Raw genomic sequence first — 20,141 nt, forward strand, 5'->3', positions numbered from 1 at the left:
ATTTATAGCAAAGGGATTAACCTATACCTAACACATTTTTCCGGTGAATCTGCCATGAAACCAGGCTATTCACCTTCTTCCTTTTCGTGATTTTTTTAATCTTGGCCAGCACAGACTTTTTAACTGCTGACCATTGTTTCCAATTTGTCATTTGTTTAAATTCAGGTTTCTTTTTAACCAGTTTATCAAGCAATATCTTGGGTATCTTCTCATGATCAAAGCCCAAGCCACGCCGGGCTATGACATAGCCCGCCGCTTCGTGAACAGCTATGCCGTACATGTGCTGGTATTTTAGGATGCCTATGACCGAAGTAAAAGCCGGTTTTACCTTTAATATCGGCACTCCCTCACGGGCAGCACACCGGTCAACTGCTTTTAGAAACTTCGACCAGACAAAACTGTGACTCATTCGGTTAAACTTGGCCGTTACGGACTTGTCATTTTTAAACTTCAAGTCCTCTACCGCCAGGGCGTAACCTTTTTCTTTAGCCTGGAGGATCACTTTCTTAGCCATTTCACAGGTCTGGTTATTTCTCCGGTTTGTTCTGGCATAAGTCCATTCGCCTTGCCCCAGCCATTCACTGCCCCGGTATTGCCCCAGACAGTCTACCTGGGTTACGCCTAATCCGTCCGGGTTGGTGTCTACACCAAACGCACCCTTATGGTTATATGGCATCGGAACTTCTTCTTCAATACTCACATGGACGTAATATTTCCCGTCTCTGCGGAGGATTTCTACCTGATAGGCACTGCCTGTTTTAAGATAATCCAAAACCATTTGCCGGTAGTTGATACCATTAATCTTGCCGGTCTTTTTCGATGGCTTTTGAGCTAAATAGATCGGCACCGTTATGCGGTTATAGCGAACGGATTTCCCTTTCTGTACCGGGTCGGCAGCTATATCAAGATAGATTTGGTCTTGGTCTTCGTATATGCGGGTATTTAGGTTGCCGCCTTTGGTTTTATCTCCCCGTGATAGATAACGGTTACTTCTGACTTCCTGCCACTCTTCCCTGGTAATATTGCCTTTGCAGCGTTCTTGAAAGAACTTCTTTCCTCCGAATACAATAGGCGGAAAAGTGTTGTTATCCAGGTGCTTTTGCCAGAAGGCCAGTTTACGCTGTTCCTTTTCTAACCGTTTTTGCAGTTTGGCAATCTTAGCCGGTGATTTAGCCTTGGCGATACGCTTTTCTGTAAATTCAACCTTTGCTTTGACGTTTTCATAGTGCATCTGCACTAATTTATATTGGCTTTTGATTGTGGTCTGGGCATCATATACTGCATCGTTAGCCTGCCGGGAGTTAAGTCTGAACTTTCCTTGTACAGTTATACGAATGTCCTGTACTTTCCATCCGTCCAGCAGTCTTTTAAATGTCCAACGAACTGCGGCACAGTAACTATCCATGAGGTTATCAATGTATTCTTTCTGTTTAGCTGTCAGTTCCGGGATTATCCCCATCGCCGTTGTCTTCACTGGCAGTCACCTCGCTTTCAATGACCTTTGACAGCTTTTTTTCTATTACTGCAATATGCCCGCCAAAGTCGCTAATGTATTTCTCTAAGTAGGCATAACCGAACCGTGCTAAACGGTCTTTATACTCAATAATTACTAAGGCGTTATTAGTCTCCTTTACAGCCTTAAGTAACTTTTGTAGACCTTTACGGTTTTCATTTAAACCACTGGCAATATCACGAAAAACAGCCTGAATAGCATATTTGTTATTTGATGCATATTCAGTAAGCCTTCCTATTTTTCGATCAAGATTCCCGGCATCAGCCTATTTTTGCGTAGATATCCTGGCGTAGGGAAATACGGTATTTTGAATTCGGCTATATTTTTTGCCCTCAAAGGATTCTACTTGGGACATTTTATAGCGGTGATGGCTAGTAGGAGTTCTTTCTGGAACTAATATCTTTTTCTTTTCCCAAACACGTAAAGTATTAATACTAACCCCTAAATATTTAACTGCTTTGCCAATACTTATATGGTTTTCCATCCTAATCACCTGCCAAAATCATATCCTATTATAGCAGGCTTTTTGATATTAATTTAGTTTTCTAGCAACAGTTATATCCTCCCTGCATGATTGCATTATATAATTATAACATAAGGATAATATTAGGCTAAAAACAATCTTGTAAAAAGTGATGAATATCTTAATAATCTCTTTAGACTGAGTATTGTCTTGCCACACCAACGGAGTGACTTCCTTGTTTGGGAAAACCGGTATCATCAATTAGCCATTCCGATTTTCCTATCCTTATAAAAATAAGGGCAGCACAAAAGGCGCGTTGCAATTATTTGTTTAATATGCTTTTGTCATCATCTTGCCGACAATCTTGTATATCATCCACAAACACTTGATTGCCAATAATCTGATAAACGATCCGATACCTTTTGTTTAATAGTATATAGTGGTATTTGCCGACTGGAAGATACGGACGGTTATATACAGGATAACGGAACGGATCGGTTCGGAGATTTCGAATATCTTTGAGCAATCCATCCAAAAGCATGTTTGCTGCATTAACGCTGACACGTGCTAAAAATTCAAAATGGTCATACATTCTTTCATTTGCATCGGATGCGATAATTACCTGATATACCTTTTCATTACGCTCCATGCTCCGCTCCCTTGGCGATTGCTTCCCTCATGTTCTTTTCGAACTCATCAACCGTATATCCTTGAGTTCCAAGCAAACGGGAACGTTCCGTTGCAAGCAAACGCTCGGCTGTCGCCAAATCATCCTCGCGCCGGTTGAATGTTTCCATATCCATGATAACTGTATCGCCGACGCCATTTCTGGTTAAAAATACAGGTGCTTTCGTTTTACGGCAAATATCAGCGATACTGTTGTAATTTTTCCGAAGCTCACTTGATGACTTAATGATTGTACTCAATTTTCTCACTCCTGATAGTCAAATTTGTATCAATATTATACCCTTATAAGACTAAAATAACAAGAGCGAGATTGCAGATAAAAGGCTGATAAGCTACAGCCTTACACCATTTGGTGAATTAAGTGCTAGGGTAATATGTCAAGAGGGAATTTAAAAACATATTTTTCCTTGTTTTTGGGTATAAAAAATTAACCACCACAGAAACACCCAAAAATTCCTGTTGCGGCTATAAAATTATTCCCTGATATTAAGGCATAATCTTAAAATATGGTTATTGTTTGCACCAATAAAGCTCAGGGAAAAACATATATTGGTGCACAAATAATATTTCAGTGCATCACCACTCTTTTACCTGTGGATAACTATGATAATTAATATTCCTAGCCAGTTGGCAGCAGACAACCGCAGGAATATTAATCAGCACCGTTACCGCAGTTATTTAAACAGCTATCCCCTGTCCGACCTGTAAAGCTGGTTCTTTGAAAGTAAGGAAAAAACCAGCCTTACAAACTTCCTAGCTGTAAGAACCTGAGCTCGTTTATGGGCATGTTTTTTTGATTCTTGAAATTTTTTTTGATAGTAAGCTCGGTACTCGTCATTATGTCTCCTCAAACTGTCCGCAGCTTCTATCAGATAATACCTGAGATACCGGTTTCCAGCCCTATTCAGGGGTTTATCTTCACCGTCAAATTCGCCGGATTGATTGCTATTCCAGGTGATACCTGAAAATTTAGCTAACTGGGACTGATCTTCGAACTTGTTAATATCCCCAATTTCAGAGATAATGCCGGCGGAAAACACTGGCCCAATTCCCTTGATTGACATCAATGGATTCGAGAGCTTGGCCATATCCCTGGCAATCACACTGTCCAATTTGCGGATGGTTTGCTCAAAAAAGCGGATATTATTCATACTGGTTTCAAGAATCAGATTAACCGAATCCGTGAGCTTCGGACTCATCCGGTAGGATTCACGGCAAATTCGTTTTAGCTCAGTAGCCAATGTTTCAGGGTTAGAAAATTGCTTATTTCCTTTATCCACAAGCAATTGAACCAAGTCTTCAAGTGGTGTATTAATAATTTCTTCCGGGCCAAAAAAATCGGTAATAATAGACATGCTGGTGGCTCCAAAGATATCACTGAATACATCACCATAATTACTAAATTTCATAAACAACATAGTTAAAAAATAACTTTTTTCTCGCACAAGTGAACCCACCAGGTGAAACCTGTAACGGGTCAGTCGCTGTAGCGGAAGATACATCTCATCAACCTCGTAAGGTTTAGGTAATCTGCCGTGTCTTAGTTTTTCAGCTATGATATAAGCGTCATATGCATCGTTCTTGCCCTTTGGAGGATAAGACTTCTTGAAGTTCTTGATACTTCTGGCATTGAGTTGGTAAACTGTAGGCCTGTATGGCTTTAATTCTTCGGTGATTAGTAAATAATTCATCAAGTGAAAGTGGTATAAAGAAGTAGCTTCCATTCCAAAAACAACATGATCAAAGCTATCTTTAATCGATAACTCTTTAGTTTTAGATGCCAAACTCTCGGCACCTGAAATGGAGTTATCGAAAACTAACTTTTTCAACAAAATCGTTCCGTCTAATTTCATAAAGCAAGCCACATTCTTATTCTTACCAATATCAATGCCAACATGCAAGGATATTGTCATAAAAACACCTCTGGTAAGTGGATTAACTTTTCCGTTTTCTACGCGAGAACATCCTCGTAATCAGAACTGACATGGAGCGGGAGACTACCTGGATCTGCTGCCATCCAGGTCAACTATCATGCTGAACAGGCTAGGTGTTAGAACTAAAACGTAGAAGGAAAAGAAACATACTTTATTAAGCAGTCTATGCTGCTCGGGGTATTGAGAATTTACCATCTTACCGGGATCATTCTAACTAAATGATTATTTAAATTGCTTATTTCATCAAACATTGACAGACAGGCACCTAAAAAGTACTATCTAAACCATTGTAAATTATAGCACTCTTTAAAGAAAGTTGACAACACCACTCCCCCGGGTTTAAACAGCCTCACGTAAATCAGAATTGCTAAGCAAACATTCTAAGTGTCAGAATCAAACCCTGACGGGGAAAGAGAAACAGACTTAAAAAGCATTGTGGATATCACCACATGCGAGGAGGACTGATGAATTCATCTTACTAATTTTTCAGTGTGGGCTGTCTCTTTGAAAATGATTTGCCTGTGGATATTTTTCTGTCAATAAAATTTTCGGTTCGTATAGACATCACCATCCTATCATTGATTGGGTACCTTGGCGCAACTACTTCCAATAAGTAACCCACATGCAGTAATTCACGTGATTAATAGGTACCTTTACTGCATTGTTGTGGTATTGTTATTGACTTCATCAAACCCAGGTACCCTTGATATGGGAACCGGTTCCCTGAACATCCGGACCACAACATTCTACTATTTTAGAACATGTCGTATTCGGTTGTTCTGACTCTATTATACGAGGAGATGTAAAGAGCTTTGAGGCTGCTTAAAAAAGAGCAGGTTCTCACGCCAGGCAATTATTATTACAGTAAAACCGGCATTCTTCTAACTAACGTAGACACCACAAGGCATTACGACTGGAGCGGACGGTCTGTTGCCGATATTTTAGAGGATGAGGTCTACCTGAGGCATACCATCAGTCTGAAGTCCACCACAATATCCTATAAAAATAAGAAGCGTATCAAACGTCCCACATCCGAACAGCTTCGCTTTGAAAATATCCATGAGCCGCCGGTGAATCGTGAAACCTGGGACATTGTACAGGACATCAGGAAAAATAGCCGTTTAGACGGCAAAGGCAGACAGCGAGATCTGCTGCCTGCCTTCCGCATAAAATTTTTCCTGATTAGGGGCTAGTTCCTTTAATAATCTTAGAAATTCTTCTGCTTTTTGTTTATTTGACATTATCCAATGTGTTAATGCTAGGTGTATCTGCAATGGCCTTGCCATATGCAGAATCCGTCTTTAAACAGTTGCCGATAATATGTCTCTGATTTAAATTTTCTCTTGAACCATTGGTACTCAATTAAAGAGTTATTGAAATTGTTTATGCAGCGATTCAAGAAAGGTCGAAACGATCTGCGTTCATCACCTTATTCCAAGCAGATACGAAGTCATTTATGAACTTACTCTGAGAGTCGTCACATGCATAGACTTCAGCTATAGCCCGTAGTTGGGAGTTTGAACCGAAGATAAGATCAACACTGGTACCAGTCCACTTGATTTCGCCCGTTGAGCGATCACGACCCTCGAATACGTTTTCGTCTTCAGATATCGCCTTCCATGTAGTGCTCATGTCGAGAAGATTTACGAAAAAGTCATTCGTGAGCGCCTCTGGTCTCTTGGTGAAGACACCGTGTTGAGATTGCCCGTGATTGGTATTCAGGACGCGCATGCCACCAAGCAGAACAGTCATTTCAGGAGCGGTCAATGTCAACAGTTGCGCACGATCAACCAACAGTTCCTCTGCAGATGCAGAATACTTGGTTTTTTGATAATTTCGGAACCCATCTGCAATTGGTTCAAGCACCGAAAATGACTGTACGTCGGTTTGCTCCTGCGATGCATCCGTGCGTCCCGGTATAAAAGGAACGGACACATTGCAACCGGCATTCTTTGCAGCTTGCTCTATACCTGCACATCCACCCAGGACAATCAAGTCCGCGAGCGAAATTTTCTTTGGACCTGTCTGTGCACTATTAAACTCGGCTATGATTTTTTCCAGAACATTAAGGACAGTGTTTAGTTGAGCCGGCTGGTTGACTTCCCAATCCTTCTGTGGTGCAAGACGAATGCGCGCTCCGTTTGCCCCGCCGCGCTTATCGGAGCCACGGAATGTAGACGCCGAAGCCCAGGCTGTTGAAACCAATTGGGAGACAGACAGCCCAGAAGCCAGAATTTTGCTCTTGAGATCTTCGATATCATGTTCGTCAACTAATTCATGATCGATCGCGGGCACCGGATCTTGCCAAATCAGTTCCTCCTCAGGAACCTCCGCACCGAGATAGCGCGAGCGAGGACCCATGTCGCGGTGAGTTAGCTTGAACCACGCGCGAGCGAAGGCATCCGTGAATTCCTCGGGGTTTTGCTGGTAGCGTCGCGAGATTGGCTCGTAGATTGGATCGTAGCGAAGAGAGAGATCCGCCGTGGTCATCATCGGCCGGTGCTTCTTCGATGGGTCGTGTGCGTCAATCACCATATCTTCTTCGTCTACATCTTTAGCCAGCCACTGATGCGCTCCCGCCGGGCTCTTGACCAACTCCCACTCGTATTTGAACAGCATGTTTAGATAGCCCATGTCCCATTTGGTCGGGTTTGGCTTCCAGGCACCCTCAATACCGCTACTGATCGTATCGCCACCTTTTCCGCTGCCGAAGCTGCTCTTCCAGCCGAGCCCCTGTTCCTCAATGCCGGCAGCTTCAGGTTCCGGACCGACAAGCGTCGGATCTCCCATGCCATGACATTTGCCGAAAGTATGCCCGCCGGCGACGAGTGCGACAGTCTCTTCATCATTCATGGCCATACGTGCAAAGGTCTCCCGAACGTCACGGCCGGAGGCGACCGGATCTGGGTTGCCATTCGGCCCTTCCGGGTTCACGTAGATCAGGCCCATCTGCACGGCGGCGAGTGGATTCTCGAGCTCCCGATCACCGGAGTAGCGATTGTCGCCCAGCCACTCACTCTCGGTTCCCCAGTAAATGTCTTCTTGCGGCTCCCACACATCCTCGCGTCCGCCACTAAAACCGAACGTTTTGAGTCCCATAGACTCTAAAGCACAATTACCGGCAAGGATCATGAGGTCAGCCCAGGAGATCTTACTGCCGTATTTCTGCTTGATTGGCCAAAGTAAACGGCGTGCCTTGTCGAGGTTTACGTTGTCGGGCCAGCTGTTGAGGGGTGCAAAGCGTTGTGTCCCCTTACCTGCGCCGCCACGACCGTCGTTTGTGCGATACGTGCCTGCGCTGTGCCACGCCATCCGGATGAAGAACGGCCCGTAGTGACCATAATCGGCAGGCCACCAATCCTGCGAGTCGGTCATCAACGCGTATAGGTCCTTCTTCAGGGCATCCAGATCGAGCTTCTTGAATTCTTCAGCATAATTGAATTCCAGAGCCATCGGATTACTCAAGTTTGAGTTCTGATGAAGAATCTTGAGGTTCAACTGGTTTGGCCACCAGTCCCTGTTAGAATTAGCGGCGCCTGCAATGGCATTGTTAGTTCTGCCCGTTACGGGACATTTTTCTTTTTCATACATAAAGTTTCCTCCCTTACAAGATAAATATGGAGTCATACAGCTAATTTCTCCCTGGGTTATTTTTTTCTTGAAGGCTGGAGTAGGGTTACCAATCAATGGCACTTTCTTTGTTCATACTTATTTCTTATATATTAAGCGACTAGCGGTCGCGTAATACCTTGCATCCATATTTCTTATAACCCATACAAAATGATATTTTATATTATGTATAGATTGACTGCTTTTTTATATTCTGTCATAGCATTGACCTCTGAGTGGGTGATATGCTTGTGTTTTTTAAAAATCACGTCTAAAGCTAATGTTTTGAAAAATCAAAAATTGTAATGATTATTCTTTTATTATATATATAATAAAAGAATTTACAATATGAAAAATAAGCAAAGTATAAATATTTATAACGAGATCTCGTGGCAAATTTTAAGAGGGGTCTATAGTGACCTACCTTTCGCAGAGTGTTATGAAAGTTTATAACTCAATTCCTTTCATAACGCGCTGCGAAAGGTAGCTTGTAAGCAATGCCAACTATAGCTATATGGGTGAATAAGCATAAGTCTGGCCTATTGGCAAATAATCCGAGGCAGACCTAATGCTTGAGCCTGTATGGGAAGTATCAGTAAGTGTGTATTTCAAAAAATATCTTCAAAAATATCTTCAAAAATATCGAAAATATTGTTTAGAAGAACTTGTAAATCTCTCAAATTGCCAAGTTATAAGGGTGAGCGAGTATAAGTCCGATCCACTACATCGGAAAATAAACCTGGGTGGACTTAATGTTCGAGCTTGTATAAAAGGGCTTTGGTTAAAATGAGTATCAAACTAACAGTTAAATATAGGAGTAATCGCGGTGCGGCCTTACCAGCCATCCCTCTTTTTTAAGGTTTTTATAAGACCAACGGCTAAGATATAAGTGTGTATAAAAATTATGCACAAACAATAATGGAAAATAGATGATTTTGAAAAGCCAAGGCGGAATTGGGAGGATGTAATAGTGCAGCGCGGATCTGCGTATACAGAAGACGAGGCAGACAGTCTGATCATTGATATGTCAGAACAGGACCAACGTGCTGCAGATGCTTTTGAATTTATTAGTGCAACCGGTTGCAGGGCTGAGACAATATTTGGCCGACAGAGAAAAACAGGCGGGAAAGTAGTTGTAAATGGTGTAGTTGTTAAGGAAACCAAGGCTTCTAGGGATTTTTCCAAGGCAATAAGAGCAGAAAAAATAGACCTGATGAAAGGTACTGTTACTCTAACAGAAAAAGGTGACAAGACGCATACGTAATTTATGACAGTAAGTATCATAAATTTGTGGAAAGGTTGGCAAATGAAAAACCTAACGGACAAATATTCGTTAGACTAAAACAGCCAACTGTATATGGCAGAGTTAGAAGAATTTCTTCTGAAGCTGGTTTCTACGGTCAGGGGTTACGCAGTATGCTAAAGACATTGCAGTAAAACGTTATGCTGATTATACGAAAAGAATTAACGAACTTGTTAATATAAAGGAATGGCCTATTCTCCTAAGAGAATTTATGATTAGTGAGCAAAAAGCTAAAGAATTATGTAAAAAACCTTATGTAAAAATGGTTGACAATTTAGCCAGGCTTAAACTGACAAAGGACCTAGGTCATTATAGGATTGAGGTTACTTTTTGGTATGTTCCAAAAGAGTAATAGCAAGAAATGGCCGGAAAGCTTTATTATCTATTTAGTTGTATTATATCGATGATGCTGAAAACCTAATAAAATGATGTAACTTTTTTAGAGTAGCTCCTTGTGAAGAGAGAAAAAGAGATAATGCTATACATAGCGCGCTGGAAAAGGAAACAAAAAATAATGTAATAAAAAATTAACTTAAAATTATTAAAAAATAATAAAAGTCGAATAGTATATAACATTGTCGTAAAATTTATCCATAAATATGAAGGATATTGTTGTTATTATGAGGAAATATCTAATTTAGAGAGTAATTTCTAATATATGAAGTATTTAGTTTGAAATGCCATTTGGTTTGACGAAAGGTGATGATATAAATTGTATTATTGATAGTATTTTGATTATCATATCCACCATTTTTTTGGAAGTTAGAAAATGTAGTGCTGTGGAATTTAATAATTGCCAGTTTATTTAAGTTTTATTTCCAATTGGACTTAGTGAACCATTAATCAAACTGGAAATAAAACTGGAAGGCTAAGAATGAAATTGGTAAAAACATTGACAGATTTTGAAAGGAGTTATTATAGAGATGGCTTTTCATAAAGCGAAATTATTTTGTTTAATCTTTCTAGTAGTAATACTATTATCTCTAACCGCCGGTTTCCCTGCAATAATATTTGGAACCGAATTAGAGCAATCAACTGATTTAATAAAAGAACAAATCTCTAATACAGATAAAGATGAAATATTATATTCGATTAAACAGGATGAATCTTATTTATTGGAACAAGACCCTTCCAGTAATAATAAAATTTTCATTAAACATATAAAACATATGCCTGATGATAATATAATTGAACCGAAACCCTTTGCTCCTGTTAGGGATTCATCTGTTTACATTTCCCCAAAGCAAACTGTTACAAAAGAAGTATATAAAACCAATACACATGATTTAACATTGGTAAGCGAAAAAGAATTACAAAAGTCGGTAACCAGCGTAGTATATGGTTCATTTTCTATTAGAAACAAGCAGGGTTTATATACTGCCAAATTTAGTGATAAAATTGAAAAAAATGTATTAAAATTTTCTTATGGAAATACTGAATTATTTCTTGCTCCCTTAGAAGCTGTTTCTGTTAGCGGTAAAGTATATGAAAACACGATAAATTACGAAAATATATTTCCTAATACTGACCTGCGTTATATTTTAGAAGAAAATCGACTCAAGGAAGAAATCGTTACTAAGAAGTATACCGGACAAAGTGAATTTTCTTTTCAGTTAAGTGTAACCGGTGCTGTTTATGCATTTTCAGAAGACGATAGAATTTATTTTATCGAACCGGATACTGGCAGGATATCCTTTTATATGCCAAGGCCATACGCTTTGGATAGCAATGGCAATCGCTGTGATGCAAATAATTTCGAACTGAGCAAAGAAGGAATTCTACAATTTTCCATAAACTCAAATTGGCTTCAAAAGGCTGTTTATCCTGTTATCATTGATCCAACAATCAATCTGGCGGGAAGTGACGGATCAGGAATAGAGTCTTATTGGAACTATTCAAAAATAGATTTAGGAGGGGGATGGGAAAGCTCCGTTAACACCTGCAATCTCAATCTGGTTTTGAGTAAAGGGCTATTTCTTATTCCTGGTCGTGGTTTGCCCATAGGAGACAGCTTAACATACAATTCCATTGACACCAGAGGTGGCCCTGTAGGTATCGGTTGGCATCTTGGCACCGATATCAGTTTAACCGAACGCCAGGATGGAACTGTCCTTTATGTGGAAGGAGATGGTTCCTCACACATTTTTACTCCCAATGGAACCGGCGGTTACACATCGCCTAAAGGTATATACCTCACTTTACAGAAACTAGGGTCAGGTAATTTTAAAATCACCGATAAAAAGCAAAACATATATACTTTTGTAAACGGAAAACCCAGTAAGTTTGTTGATCGAGATAATAATACCACGACCTTCACTTATGACGCAAGCGGGCGTCTTTACCAATTAAGCGATCCTTCAGATCGGAAGCTTACGTATACTTACAACACCTCTGGCCAGTTATCTGCCATGACAGATCCGGGCAACCGGACCTATCAGTTGGCTTACCAGAACAGCCGCCTAGCAGCTGTCACAGATCCGCTAAATAAAACGGTTACTTTTGCTTATGATGCAAATGGATATTTAGCCTCCTTAACCGATCCGTTGAACCGTGTTACTTCATTTATAAATAGTTCTGATGGAAAACTTCAAACTATCAGGGATGCCAGGACAAATGGCCAGGATATTTATGATACATTATTTAGCCAGAGTACCCAAACAAACACGATAGTAACAACTGTAATAGATCCGGGAAGTCATAGATTTACCTTTACCCATGATTACAGTACAGGCAATTTAACAAAATACCAAGATCAATTGGGCAATTCCTGGCAATACAGCTGGTCCAGCAACAGCCTTATAACGGCCCAGGATGCTAAAGGTACGATAACATACGAATATGATACCAAGGGAAATATTATCAAAAAAACTATCACCGTAGACAACGATGCCAACAACAACATCATCCAAACCATGACTTATGACGAATATAACCAGCTTCTCGAGTTCGTAGACGGTAGCGGCAGAAAAACCTCTTATAAGTATGATAACAGAGGAAACCTTCTTTCCACCGGTAATCCTGATATTAAAGAGTCGAACGGCAGGAGATACGACCAATACGGCAATGTTATAGAATATAGTCCCAGACTCTCAAGTACTTGTAACCTTCTCAATAATGGCAGTTTCGAAAACTCAACGAATTACTGGACTCGGATTGCCGGCAATGCCACGGTTAGCATGGAAGGATGCCAGCTTTACGGTAATTCCGCTTTGAAAATGAGCAGCAATACATATACCACTGACTTGTTTTATCAAAGAGTTACTGGTTTGCATAACTATGACAAGCTTACCCTGAGGGCTGATATTAAACTTGACAACGTTCATGGTGGTGTCATAATCAAACTGTATTACGACCCGAGTCACTGGGAATCTTATGTATGCTCGGGTAGCGGTACCACACCCATTGTGATAACCTCAACCGTGCCTTACGGAACTGGCTCCAGATATGTCGATGTTTATATTGGTTTAAATAACGCCACTGGTACAGCCTGGATTGACGGAGTTCAGCTTGAAAACATGTGCCAATCAGGCAATGGCTACACTCTTAGTGCTTATAATTCAGTTGAGGACAGCAGCTTTGAAAATTATGCTCGGAACTGGACTATTGGTTCAAATTTTTCTATTTATACAGGCGTAGCCTGGGAAGGGGTAAGATCGGGACTGTTATATCATTCCACAAATAATCTATCTTCGTTTTATCAGGATATTCCTGTTTATGGCGGGGAATCAATGACTCTTTCGGGAATGGTATCTGCGTCATGTGAAGGTACAGGCGCCTACTTTAAAGTCGATTATTATGATGCGTCGAATCAGATAATCCCTGGTTATACCGTGCAAACTGGTTCTGTTAAAACTTATGAAAAGTGGGGTGAATTTACCCGGCTTTCATGTTTGGCAATTACACCCTCCCAGGCCAAATATGCGCGACTACGAGCTGTACTCGATGGCAAGGGCAAGGCATTTTTTGACTCTATTAAACTAGTGCATAGAGATGGTGAAAAATATACTTACAGTGCGTCAGGGAACTACTTGACTACTTCAGAAGATGCTTTAGGCAAACAGAGTAGACGAGTATATAATGAGAATACCGGTACTCAATTAAGTTTCACAGACGCTTCCAATAATACTACGTATTATGACTACGACAATTTGAACCGTTTAGTCAGAGTGACTGACCCGATGTCTGGACATGCCTATTATGAGTATGACCCTGTGAGCAATCTCACAGCCACTCGAGATCCTAAGAGTTCAAGCTCAACAGACAGCACATACCGAACATTGTTTGCACATAACAACATAAACCAGTTAAACACCCTTGCCGATCCATTGCTAAGGAATATATCAAACACTTATGACCGATCTAGTAATTTAACAAGAGTTTCCTTACCAAACGGGCTGCAAATAAATTACACATACGACAGTGCAAACCGGCTTACCAGTAAGATATTGGATAATGGAAAACACTACAACTATTCTTATGACGGTGCTAATAATCTGATTAGCGTTACCGATCAGGACAATAAAAGTTGTTTGTGGGATTACGACGGTGCTGGTAGAGTTAAGTACTCGACAGATTCCTTTGGTTACCGTTTGGATTATACGTGGGATAAAAGTAATAATCTTGTAAAGGAAAGTTACCCACCCAGTACCTATGCTTGTATAAGTTATATTTATGGAAGTGACAATAGACTTTTGCAAGTTAATGGAATAGGGGATAGTTTTAATTACTATTATGATGAAAGTGGCCGTGTTTTTAAAATAATTTATGGTAATGGATTATACTCTCTAAAAAATATTATATATTATCCCAATGGTTGGTGTAAAAATATTCAGAATTGCCTTAGAGGTGGAGAGCGCTATGTTTATGATTATTCCTACTATAATAATGGAAATATCTCTTCCATCTCGTCCTGGGCAGGTATTGATAACTTTGTGTATGATGCTAATGGAAGATTGACATCCTGGTCTTTTACACCCCAAAATGGTAGTCCTGTTCAGGAAAGCTATATATATGACGCTGCAGGGAACATGTTGAGAAAAGGAAGTAGAGATTTTTCTTATAACAACGCGAATCAGATAACAAATAGCGGTTTCACCTATGACAATAACGGTAATATGACCAGTGATGGAACCTTTAACTATACTTATGATACAGAAAGTCAATTGACTCAAGTAAAAAGGGTATCCGATAATAGTCTGGTTGCAACCTACAACTATAGACATGATGGATTGCGAACAAGTAAGACTGTATATAGTGGACAGACATCCCAGACTACATATTTCAACTGGGATGCATTCGGGCGCCTGGTACGTGAAAGTGATTCAGCAGGTAACGTCTCTTTCTATAATTACGACAACCAAGGGAAGCTAGTTTGTTTTAGAAAGAACAATTACACCTATGAAGTACATCTTAATTTAAGAGGTGATGTTTATTTATTAACTAACATTGATGGCGGTTTTTATGCTAAATACAACTACGATCCATGGGGTAACCAAATTTCTTATTCTGGTTGGATTTCTGCTCCTTTTAGGTATGCCGGATACTACTATGACGAGGAGACAGGGTTATATTATCTGAAGAGCAGGTACTATAGTCCAGCGTTGGGGAGGTTTTTGACGAAGGATTCGATTAAATATATTAAGTATAAAAATCCACAAACACTGAATCTTTATAGCTATGCGGGTAGCAATCCTGTAAATAATGTAGATCCGACAGGGGAGATTCCTGTTCGCGCAACTTGGAAAGCATTTGAAGACAAACTTGGGGAATTACTTGATACCGCAAAAAATAGCAAAAAAGGGCTTGGAAACAGAATTGTTGATTACATCACAAAGACAGGTGAAGCTTGGGAAGCCAAATCGGGTGAGTATATATCGAATAGTCCACAGTTAAAAGCTTTTATGAGACAATTTGGAGATAAGTTTAGATTAGTTATTAATGAAACAACAGAGTGTTCAAAACCCCTTCTTGAGAATCTTCGAGATACTCGCGGGAAATTATATAGAATGGTTAATGGAAAGCTTATTCCGATCAATATCGAAGAAGCTTTGAAAGCACCACCTGCGATTTTTGTATTCCCACCTGGTTGGAAGAACTGGTTTCAAGAAGATTATGGAACTTAACTCGAAATATGTTTCAAGGGGTTCGATTTTTGCATGAAAAATACAGATTATACAAGGAGGGATCATTATGAGAGGTAAAAAATCTGATGACGTTTATTTAACTATTTACGGTTATAAAACTTTTGGAGAAGAACATTTCGCAGAAGAATTTTTTCAGATGCTCAATGATGCTAATCCAGCCTATCTTCCTCATAAAATTGGAATGTATGAACCGATTAAAACCCCATTTTCCATGGAGGAAGCCAAAAAAATGTGGGTGGAATCGGAAAAGGTAGGGAAATTTTATGGCGGTATTATGTTGAAAGGTCGGAAAACACGTGGAGACATAAGCTGGAAAAATGATAATTCTAATATCGTTGGACTTGTGATGTCCAGGGAGCTCGTTATAAAAAATAACGGAACTAAAAATTTCATAGAGTTAGCCAAAAAGCTGTTTCTCTGGTCAAATGGGGTTTATGGTTACACCTGTCATATTTCAAATCTTATCTATACGCCAGGACTTAGCCATGAAACATGCCTGGGCCATATAACCTGGATGACGCTGTACGGGCCGCCCTATGTTGAGATGTTTGGGAAAGAGGTAATCCAAACCGCTCCCTGTAAGGTGGAGGAATTCGCTAAAGATCACTTCATACTTTTAACTTCAGATGAGCCCATGGAAATAAATCCGGAAATGTTGGAAATACAAGAAAGGGTCAAAAAGCACCTAGGGGAAGATGCCTTTTGCCGCAAAGAACCTTTCCGTACAGAACCATTGACGATGGAAGATCTTATTGCTGGAAGGGACAGTCCTAGCACTGAAGGATACCGCTCTCCTGATTTATCGTCATATACCACAGATTCGGGGAAGAAAGACGAAGACGAGGGACTGGTCGTAAAGATCAATGATGATGGAACGATGACGACATACACAGTAAAACCGGAAAAGAAGAAATAAGAAGTGCTAGAAGTAACAAAAGGACGACTTCGTAAGGCTCCTAAAACACACTCTATCTCTTTATATATCCAAATTAAGAATGCACAGGTATATCTCTTCTGTCTAGATTCTAGATATATTGTTATTTAGCTTAAGCCCTAAACAGGGCTTTTTCTTATATCTCCAGGTAATACAAAGCGTCTCCTAAAGTTTGAGAGAGGCACATATATACTCGGCCGTTTCATATTTCTTATTATGGTCTTGTCTCAGCCTTTTAGGTATGCCTGGCATTAAGGAGTCAAACGGCAGGAAATACGACCAGTACGGCAATGTTGTAGTGGAGTAGTATCATTTTAATTACTATTATGATGAAAGTGGCCGTGTTTTTAAAATAATTTATGGTAATGGATTATACTCTCTAAAAAATATTATATATTATCCCAATGGTTGGTGTAAAAATATTCAGAATTGCCTTAGAGGTGGAGAGCGCTATGTTTATGATTATTCCTACTATAATAATGGAAATATCTCTTCCATCTCGTCCTGGGCAGGTATTGATAACTTTGTGTATGATGCTAATGGAAGATTGACATCCTGGTCTTTTACACCCCAAAATGGTAGTCCTGTTCAGGAAAGCTATATATATGACGCTGCAGGGAACATGTTGAGAAAAGGAAGTAGAGATTTTTCTTATAACAACGCGAATCAGATAACAAATAGCGGTTTCACCTATGACAATAACGGTAATATGACCAGTGATGGAACCTTTAACTATACTTATGATACAGAAAGTCAATTGACTCAAGTAAAAAGGGTATCCGATAATAGTCTGGTTGCAACCTACAACTATAGACATGATGGATTGCGAACAAGTAAGACTGTATATAGTGGACAGACATCCCAGACTACATATTTCAACTGGGATGCATTCGGGCGCCTGGTACGTGAAAGTGATTCAGCAGGTAACGTCTCTTTCTATAATTACGACAACCAAGGGAAGCTAGTTTGTTTTAGAAAGAACAATTACACCTATGAAGTACATCTTAATTTAAGAGGTGATGTTTATTTATTAACTAACATTGATGGCGGTTTTTATGCTAAATACAACTACGATCCATGGGGTAACCAAATTTCTTATTCTGGTTGGATTTCTGCTCCTTTTAGGTATGCCGGATACTACTATGACGAGGAGACAGGGTTATATTATCTGAAGAGCAGGTACTATAGTCCAGCGTTGGGGAGGTTTTTGACGAAGGATTCGATTAAATATATTAAGTATAAAAATCCACAAACACTGAATCTTTATAGCTATACGGGTAGCAATCCTGTAAATAATGTAGATCCGACAGGGGAGATTCCTGTTCGCGCAACTTGGAAAGCATTTGAAGACAAACTTGGGGAATTACTTGATACCGCAAAAAATAGCAAAAAAGGGCTTGGAAACAGAATTGTTGATTACATCACAAAGACAGGTGAAGCTCGGGAAGCCAAATCGGGTGAGTATATATCGAATAGCCCACAGTTAAGAGATTTTATGAGACAATTTGGAGATAAGTTTAGATTAGTTATTAATGAAACAACAGAGTGTTCAAAACCCCTTCTTAAAAATCTTAAAAATACTGGTGGGAAATTATATAGAATGGTTAATGGAAAGCTTATTCCGTATAATATTGATGAAGCTTTGAAAGCACCACCTTCGATTTTTGTATTCCCGCCTGGTTGGGAAAACTGGTTTCAAGAAGATTATGGAACTTAACTCGAAATATGTTTTAATGGGTTCGGTTAAAACAGATAGGGGGATCATTATGAAAGGTAAAAAATCTGACGATGTTTATTTAACAATTTACGGGTATAAAACTTTTGGAGAAGAACATTTTGCAGAGGAGTTTTTTCAGATGCTCCAGGACGCTAATCCAGCCTATCTTCCTCATAAAATTGGAATGTATGAACCTATTAAAACCCCATTTTCCATTGAAGTGGCCAAAAAAATGTGGGTAGATTCAGAAAAGGCAGGAAAATTTTACGGGGGTATTATGTTGAAAGGTCGAAAAACCTATGGAGATATAAGTTGGAAAAATGATAATTCTAATATCATTGGACTTGACATGTCCAGGGAGCTCGTTATAAAAAATAACGGAACTAAAAATTTCATAGAGTTAGCCAAAAAGCTGTTTCTCTGGTCAAATGGGGTTTATGGTTACACCTGTCATATTTCAAATCTTATCTATACGCCAGGACTTAGCCATGAAACATGCCTGGGCCATATAACCTGGATGACGCTGTACGGGCCGCCCTATGTTGAGATGTTTGGGAAAGAGGTAATCCAAACCGCTCCCTGTAAGGTGGAGGAATTCGCTAAAGATCACTTCATACTTTTAACTTCAGATGAGCCCATGGAAATAAATCCGGAAATGTTGGAAATACAAGAAAGGGTCAAAAAGCACCTAGGGGAAGATGCCTTTTGCCGCAAAGAACCTTTCCGTACAGAACCATTGACGATGGAAGATCTTATTGCTGGAAGGGACAGTCCTAGCACTGAAGGATACCGCTCTCCTGATTTATCGTCATATACCACAGATTCGGGGAAGAAAGACGAAGACGAGGGACTGGTCGTAAAGATCAATGATGATGGAACGATGACGACATACACAGTAAAACCGGAAAAGAAGAAATAAGAAGTGCTAGAAGTAACAAAAGGACGACTTCGTAAGGCTCCTAAAACACACTCTATCTCTTTATATATCCAAATTAAGAATGCACAGGTATATCTCTTCTGTCTAGATTCTAGATATATTGTTATTTAGCTTAAGCCCTAAACAGGGCTTTTTCTTATATCTCCAGGTAATACAAAGCGTCTCCTAAAGTTTGAGAGAGGCACATATATACTCGGCCGTTTCATATTTCTTATTATGGTCTTGTCTCAGCCTTTTAGGTATGCCTGGCATTAAGGAGTCAAACGGCAGGAAATACGACCAGTACGGCAATGTTGTAGTGGAGTAGTATCATTTTAATTACTATTATGATGAAAGTGGCCGTGTTTTTAAAATAATTTATGGTAATGGATTATACTCTCTAAAAAATATTATATATTATCCCAATGGTTGGTGTAAAAATATTCAGAATTGCCTTAGAGGTGGAGAGCGCTATGTTTATGATTATTCCTACTATAATAATGGAAATATCTCTTCCATCTCGTCCTGGGCAGGTATTGATAACTTTGTGTATGATGCTAATGGAAGATTGACATCCTGGTCTTTTACGCCCCAAAATGGTAGCCCTGTTCAGGAAAGCTATATATATGACGCTGCAGGGAACATGTTGAGAAAAGGAAGTAGAGATTTTTCTTATAACAACGCGAATCAGATAACAAATAGCGGTTTCATCTATGACAATAACGGTAATATGACCAGTGATGGAACCTTTAACTATACTTATGATACAGAAAGTCAATTGACTCAAGTAAAAAGGGTATCCGATAATAGTCTGGTTGCAACCTACAACTATAGACATGATGGATTGCGAACAAGTAAGACTGTATATAGTGGACACTATATAGCCCCTTAAAAGGATTTGAGTCTCATCCCCAAATAGTAT

12 protein-coding genes and 2 pseudogenes are annotated in these 20,141 nt (G+C 39.7%); 6 read left to right on the forward strand and 8 right to left on the reverse strand.

Translation table 11 applies throughout. From position 1 onward, the window contains the following. Positions 1–16 precede the first annotated feature (16 nt). From DTOX_RS04175 to DTOX_RS04195, 7 genes and pseudogenes are all read right to left on the reverse strand, one after another. On the reverse strand, positions 17–1,474 hold the full coding sequence (locus tag DTOX_RS04175; RefSeq protein WP_015756483.1) for an IS200/IS605 family element transposase accessory protein TnpB: 1,458 nt from the start codon (positions 1,472–1,474) through the stop codon (positions 17–19). After that, a pseudogene (locus tag DTOX_RS24100) lies at positions 1,431–1,754 on the reverse strand (recombinase family protein); the annotation flags it as partial. The gene DTOX_RS04175 and the pseudogene DTOX_RS24100, both read right to left, overlap by 44 nt. A gap of 24 nt (positions 1,755–1,778) precedes the next feature. After that, positions 1,779–1,997 carry a MerR family transcriptional regulator gene (locus DTOX_RS24105; protein WP_242652547.1) on the reverse strand — a complete coding sequence of 73 codons (219 nt, stop codon included), beginning with the start codon at positions 1,995–1,997 and terminating at the stop codon, positions 1,779–1,781. Between the two features lie 181 nt (positions 1,998–2,178). After that, positions 2,179–2,298, reverse strand: a pseudogene (locus tag DTOX_RS25235) (transposase); the annotation flags it as partial. Next, positions 2,299–2,625 (reverse strand): type II toxin-antitoxin system RelE/ParE family toxin, encoded by a 327-nt coding sequence (locus tag DTOX_RS04185; RefSeq protein ID WP_015756484.1) that lies wholly within the window; start codon positions 2,623–2,625, stop codon positions 2,299–2,301. It abuts the pseudogene before it with no gap. After that, the gene (locus tag DTOX_RS04190) at positions 2,615–2,902 is read right to left on the reverse strand and encodes a type II toxin-antitoxin system Phd/YefM family antitoxin (protein WP_015756485.1); all 288 of its coding nucleotides are present in this window, start codon (positions 2,900–2,902) and stop codon (positions 2,615–2,617) included. The genes DTOX_RS04185 and DTOX_RS04190 overlap by 11 nt, the downstream gene beginning before the upstream one ends. A gap of 447 nt (positions 2,903–3,349) precedes the next feature. Further along, positions 3,350–4,576 (reverse strand): IS110 family RNA-guided transposase, encoded by a 1,227-nt coding sequence (locus tag DTOX_RS04195; RefSeq protein ID WP_015756467.1) that lies wholly within the window; start codon positions 4,574–4,576, stop codon positions 3,350–3,352. Positions 4,577–5,409: 833 nt separating this feature from the next. Here DTOX_RS04195 and DTOX_RS04200 point away from each other — a divergent pair. Beyond that, on the forward strand, positions 5,410–5,790 hold the full coding sequence (locus DTOX_RS04200) for a recombinase family protein (protein ID WP_042315385.1): 381 nt from the start codon (positions 5,410–5,412) through the stop codon (positions 5,788–5,790). A gap of 202 nt (positions 5,791–5,992) precedes the next feature. Here DTOX_RS04200 and katG read toward each other — a convergent pair whose 3' ends face one another. Beyond that, positions 5,993–8,188 (reverse strand): catalase/peroxidase HPI, encoded by a 2,196-nt coding sequence (katG, locus tag DTOX_RS04205; RefSeq protein WP_015756486.1) that lies wholly within the window; start codon positions 8,186–8,188, stop codon positions 5,993–5,995. A gap of 988 nt (positions 8,189–9,176) precedes the next feature. Between katG and DTOX_RS04210 the strand changes: the two genes are divergently transcribed. From DTOX_RS04210 to DTOX_RS04230, 5 genes are all read left to right on the forward strand, one after another. After that, entirely contained in the window at positions 9,177–9,470 is a 294-nt protein-coding gene (locus DTOX_RS04210) for a hypothetical protein (RefSeq protein ID WP_042315387.1), read from the forward strand. A gap of 962 nt (positions 9,471–10,432) precedes the next feature. Next, positions 10,433–15,631, forward strand: a complete 5,199-nt coding sequence (locus DTOX_RS04215; RefSeq protein WP_015756487.1) for an RHS repeat-associated core domain-containing protein — start codon at positions 10,433–10,435, stop codon at positions 15,629–15,631. Positions 15,632–15,698: 67 nt separating this feature from the next. Then, positions 15,699–16,568, forward strand: a complete 870-nt coding sequence (locus DTOX_RS04220; protein ID WP_015756488.1) for a hypothetical protein — start codon at positions 15,699–15,701, stop codon at positions 16,566–16,568. Positions 16,569–16,977: 409 nt separating this feature from the next. After that, positions 16,978–18,303, forward strand: a complete 1,326-nt coding sequence (locus DTOX_RS23835) for an RHS repeat domain-containing protein (RefSeq protein WP_479690838.1) — start codon at positions 16,978–16,980, stop codon at positions 18,301–18,303. Positions 18,304–18,352: 49 nt separating this feature from the next. After that, positions 18,353–19,222, forward strand: a complete 870-nt coding sequence (locus tag DTOX_RS04230) for a hypothetical protein (RefSeq protein ID WP_015756490.1) — start codon at positions 18,353–18,355, stop codon at positions 19,220–19,222. Positions 19,223–20,141: the final 919 nt, after the last annotated feature.

The organism is Desulfofarcimen acetoxidans DSM 771, from assembly GCF_000024205.1.
Lineage (GTDB): Bacteria > Bacillota > Desulfotomaculia > Desulfotomaculales > Desulfofarciminaceae > Desulfofarcimen > Desulfofarcimen acetoxidans.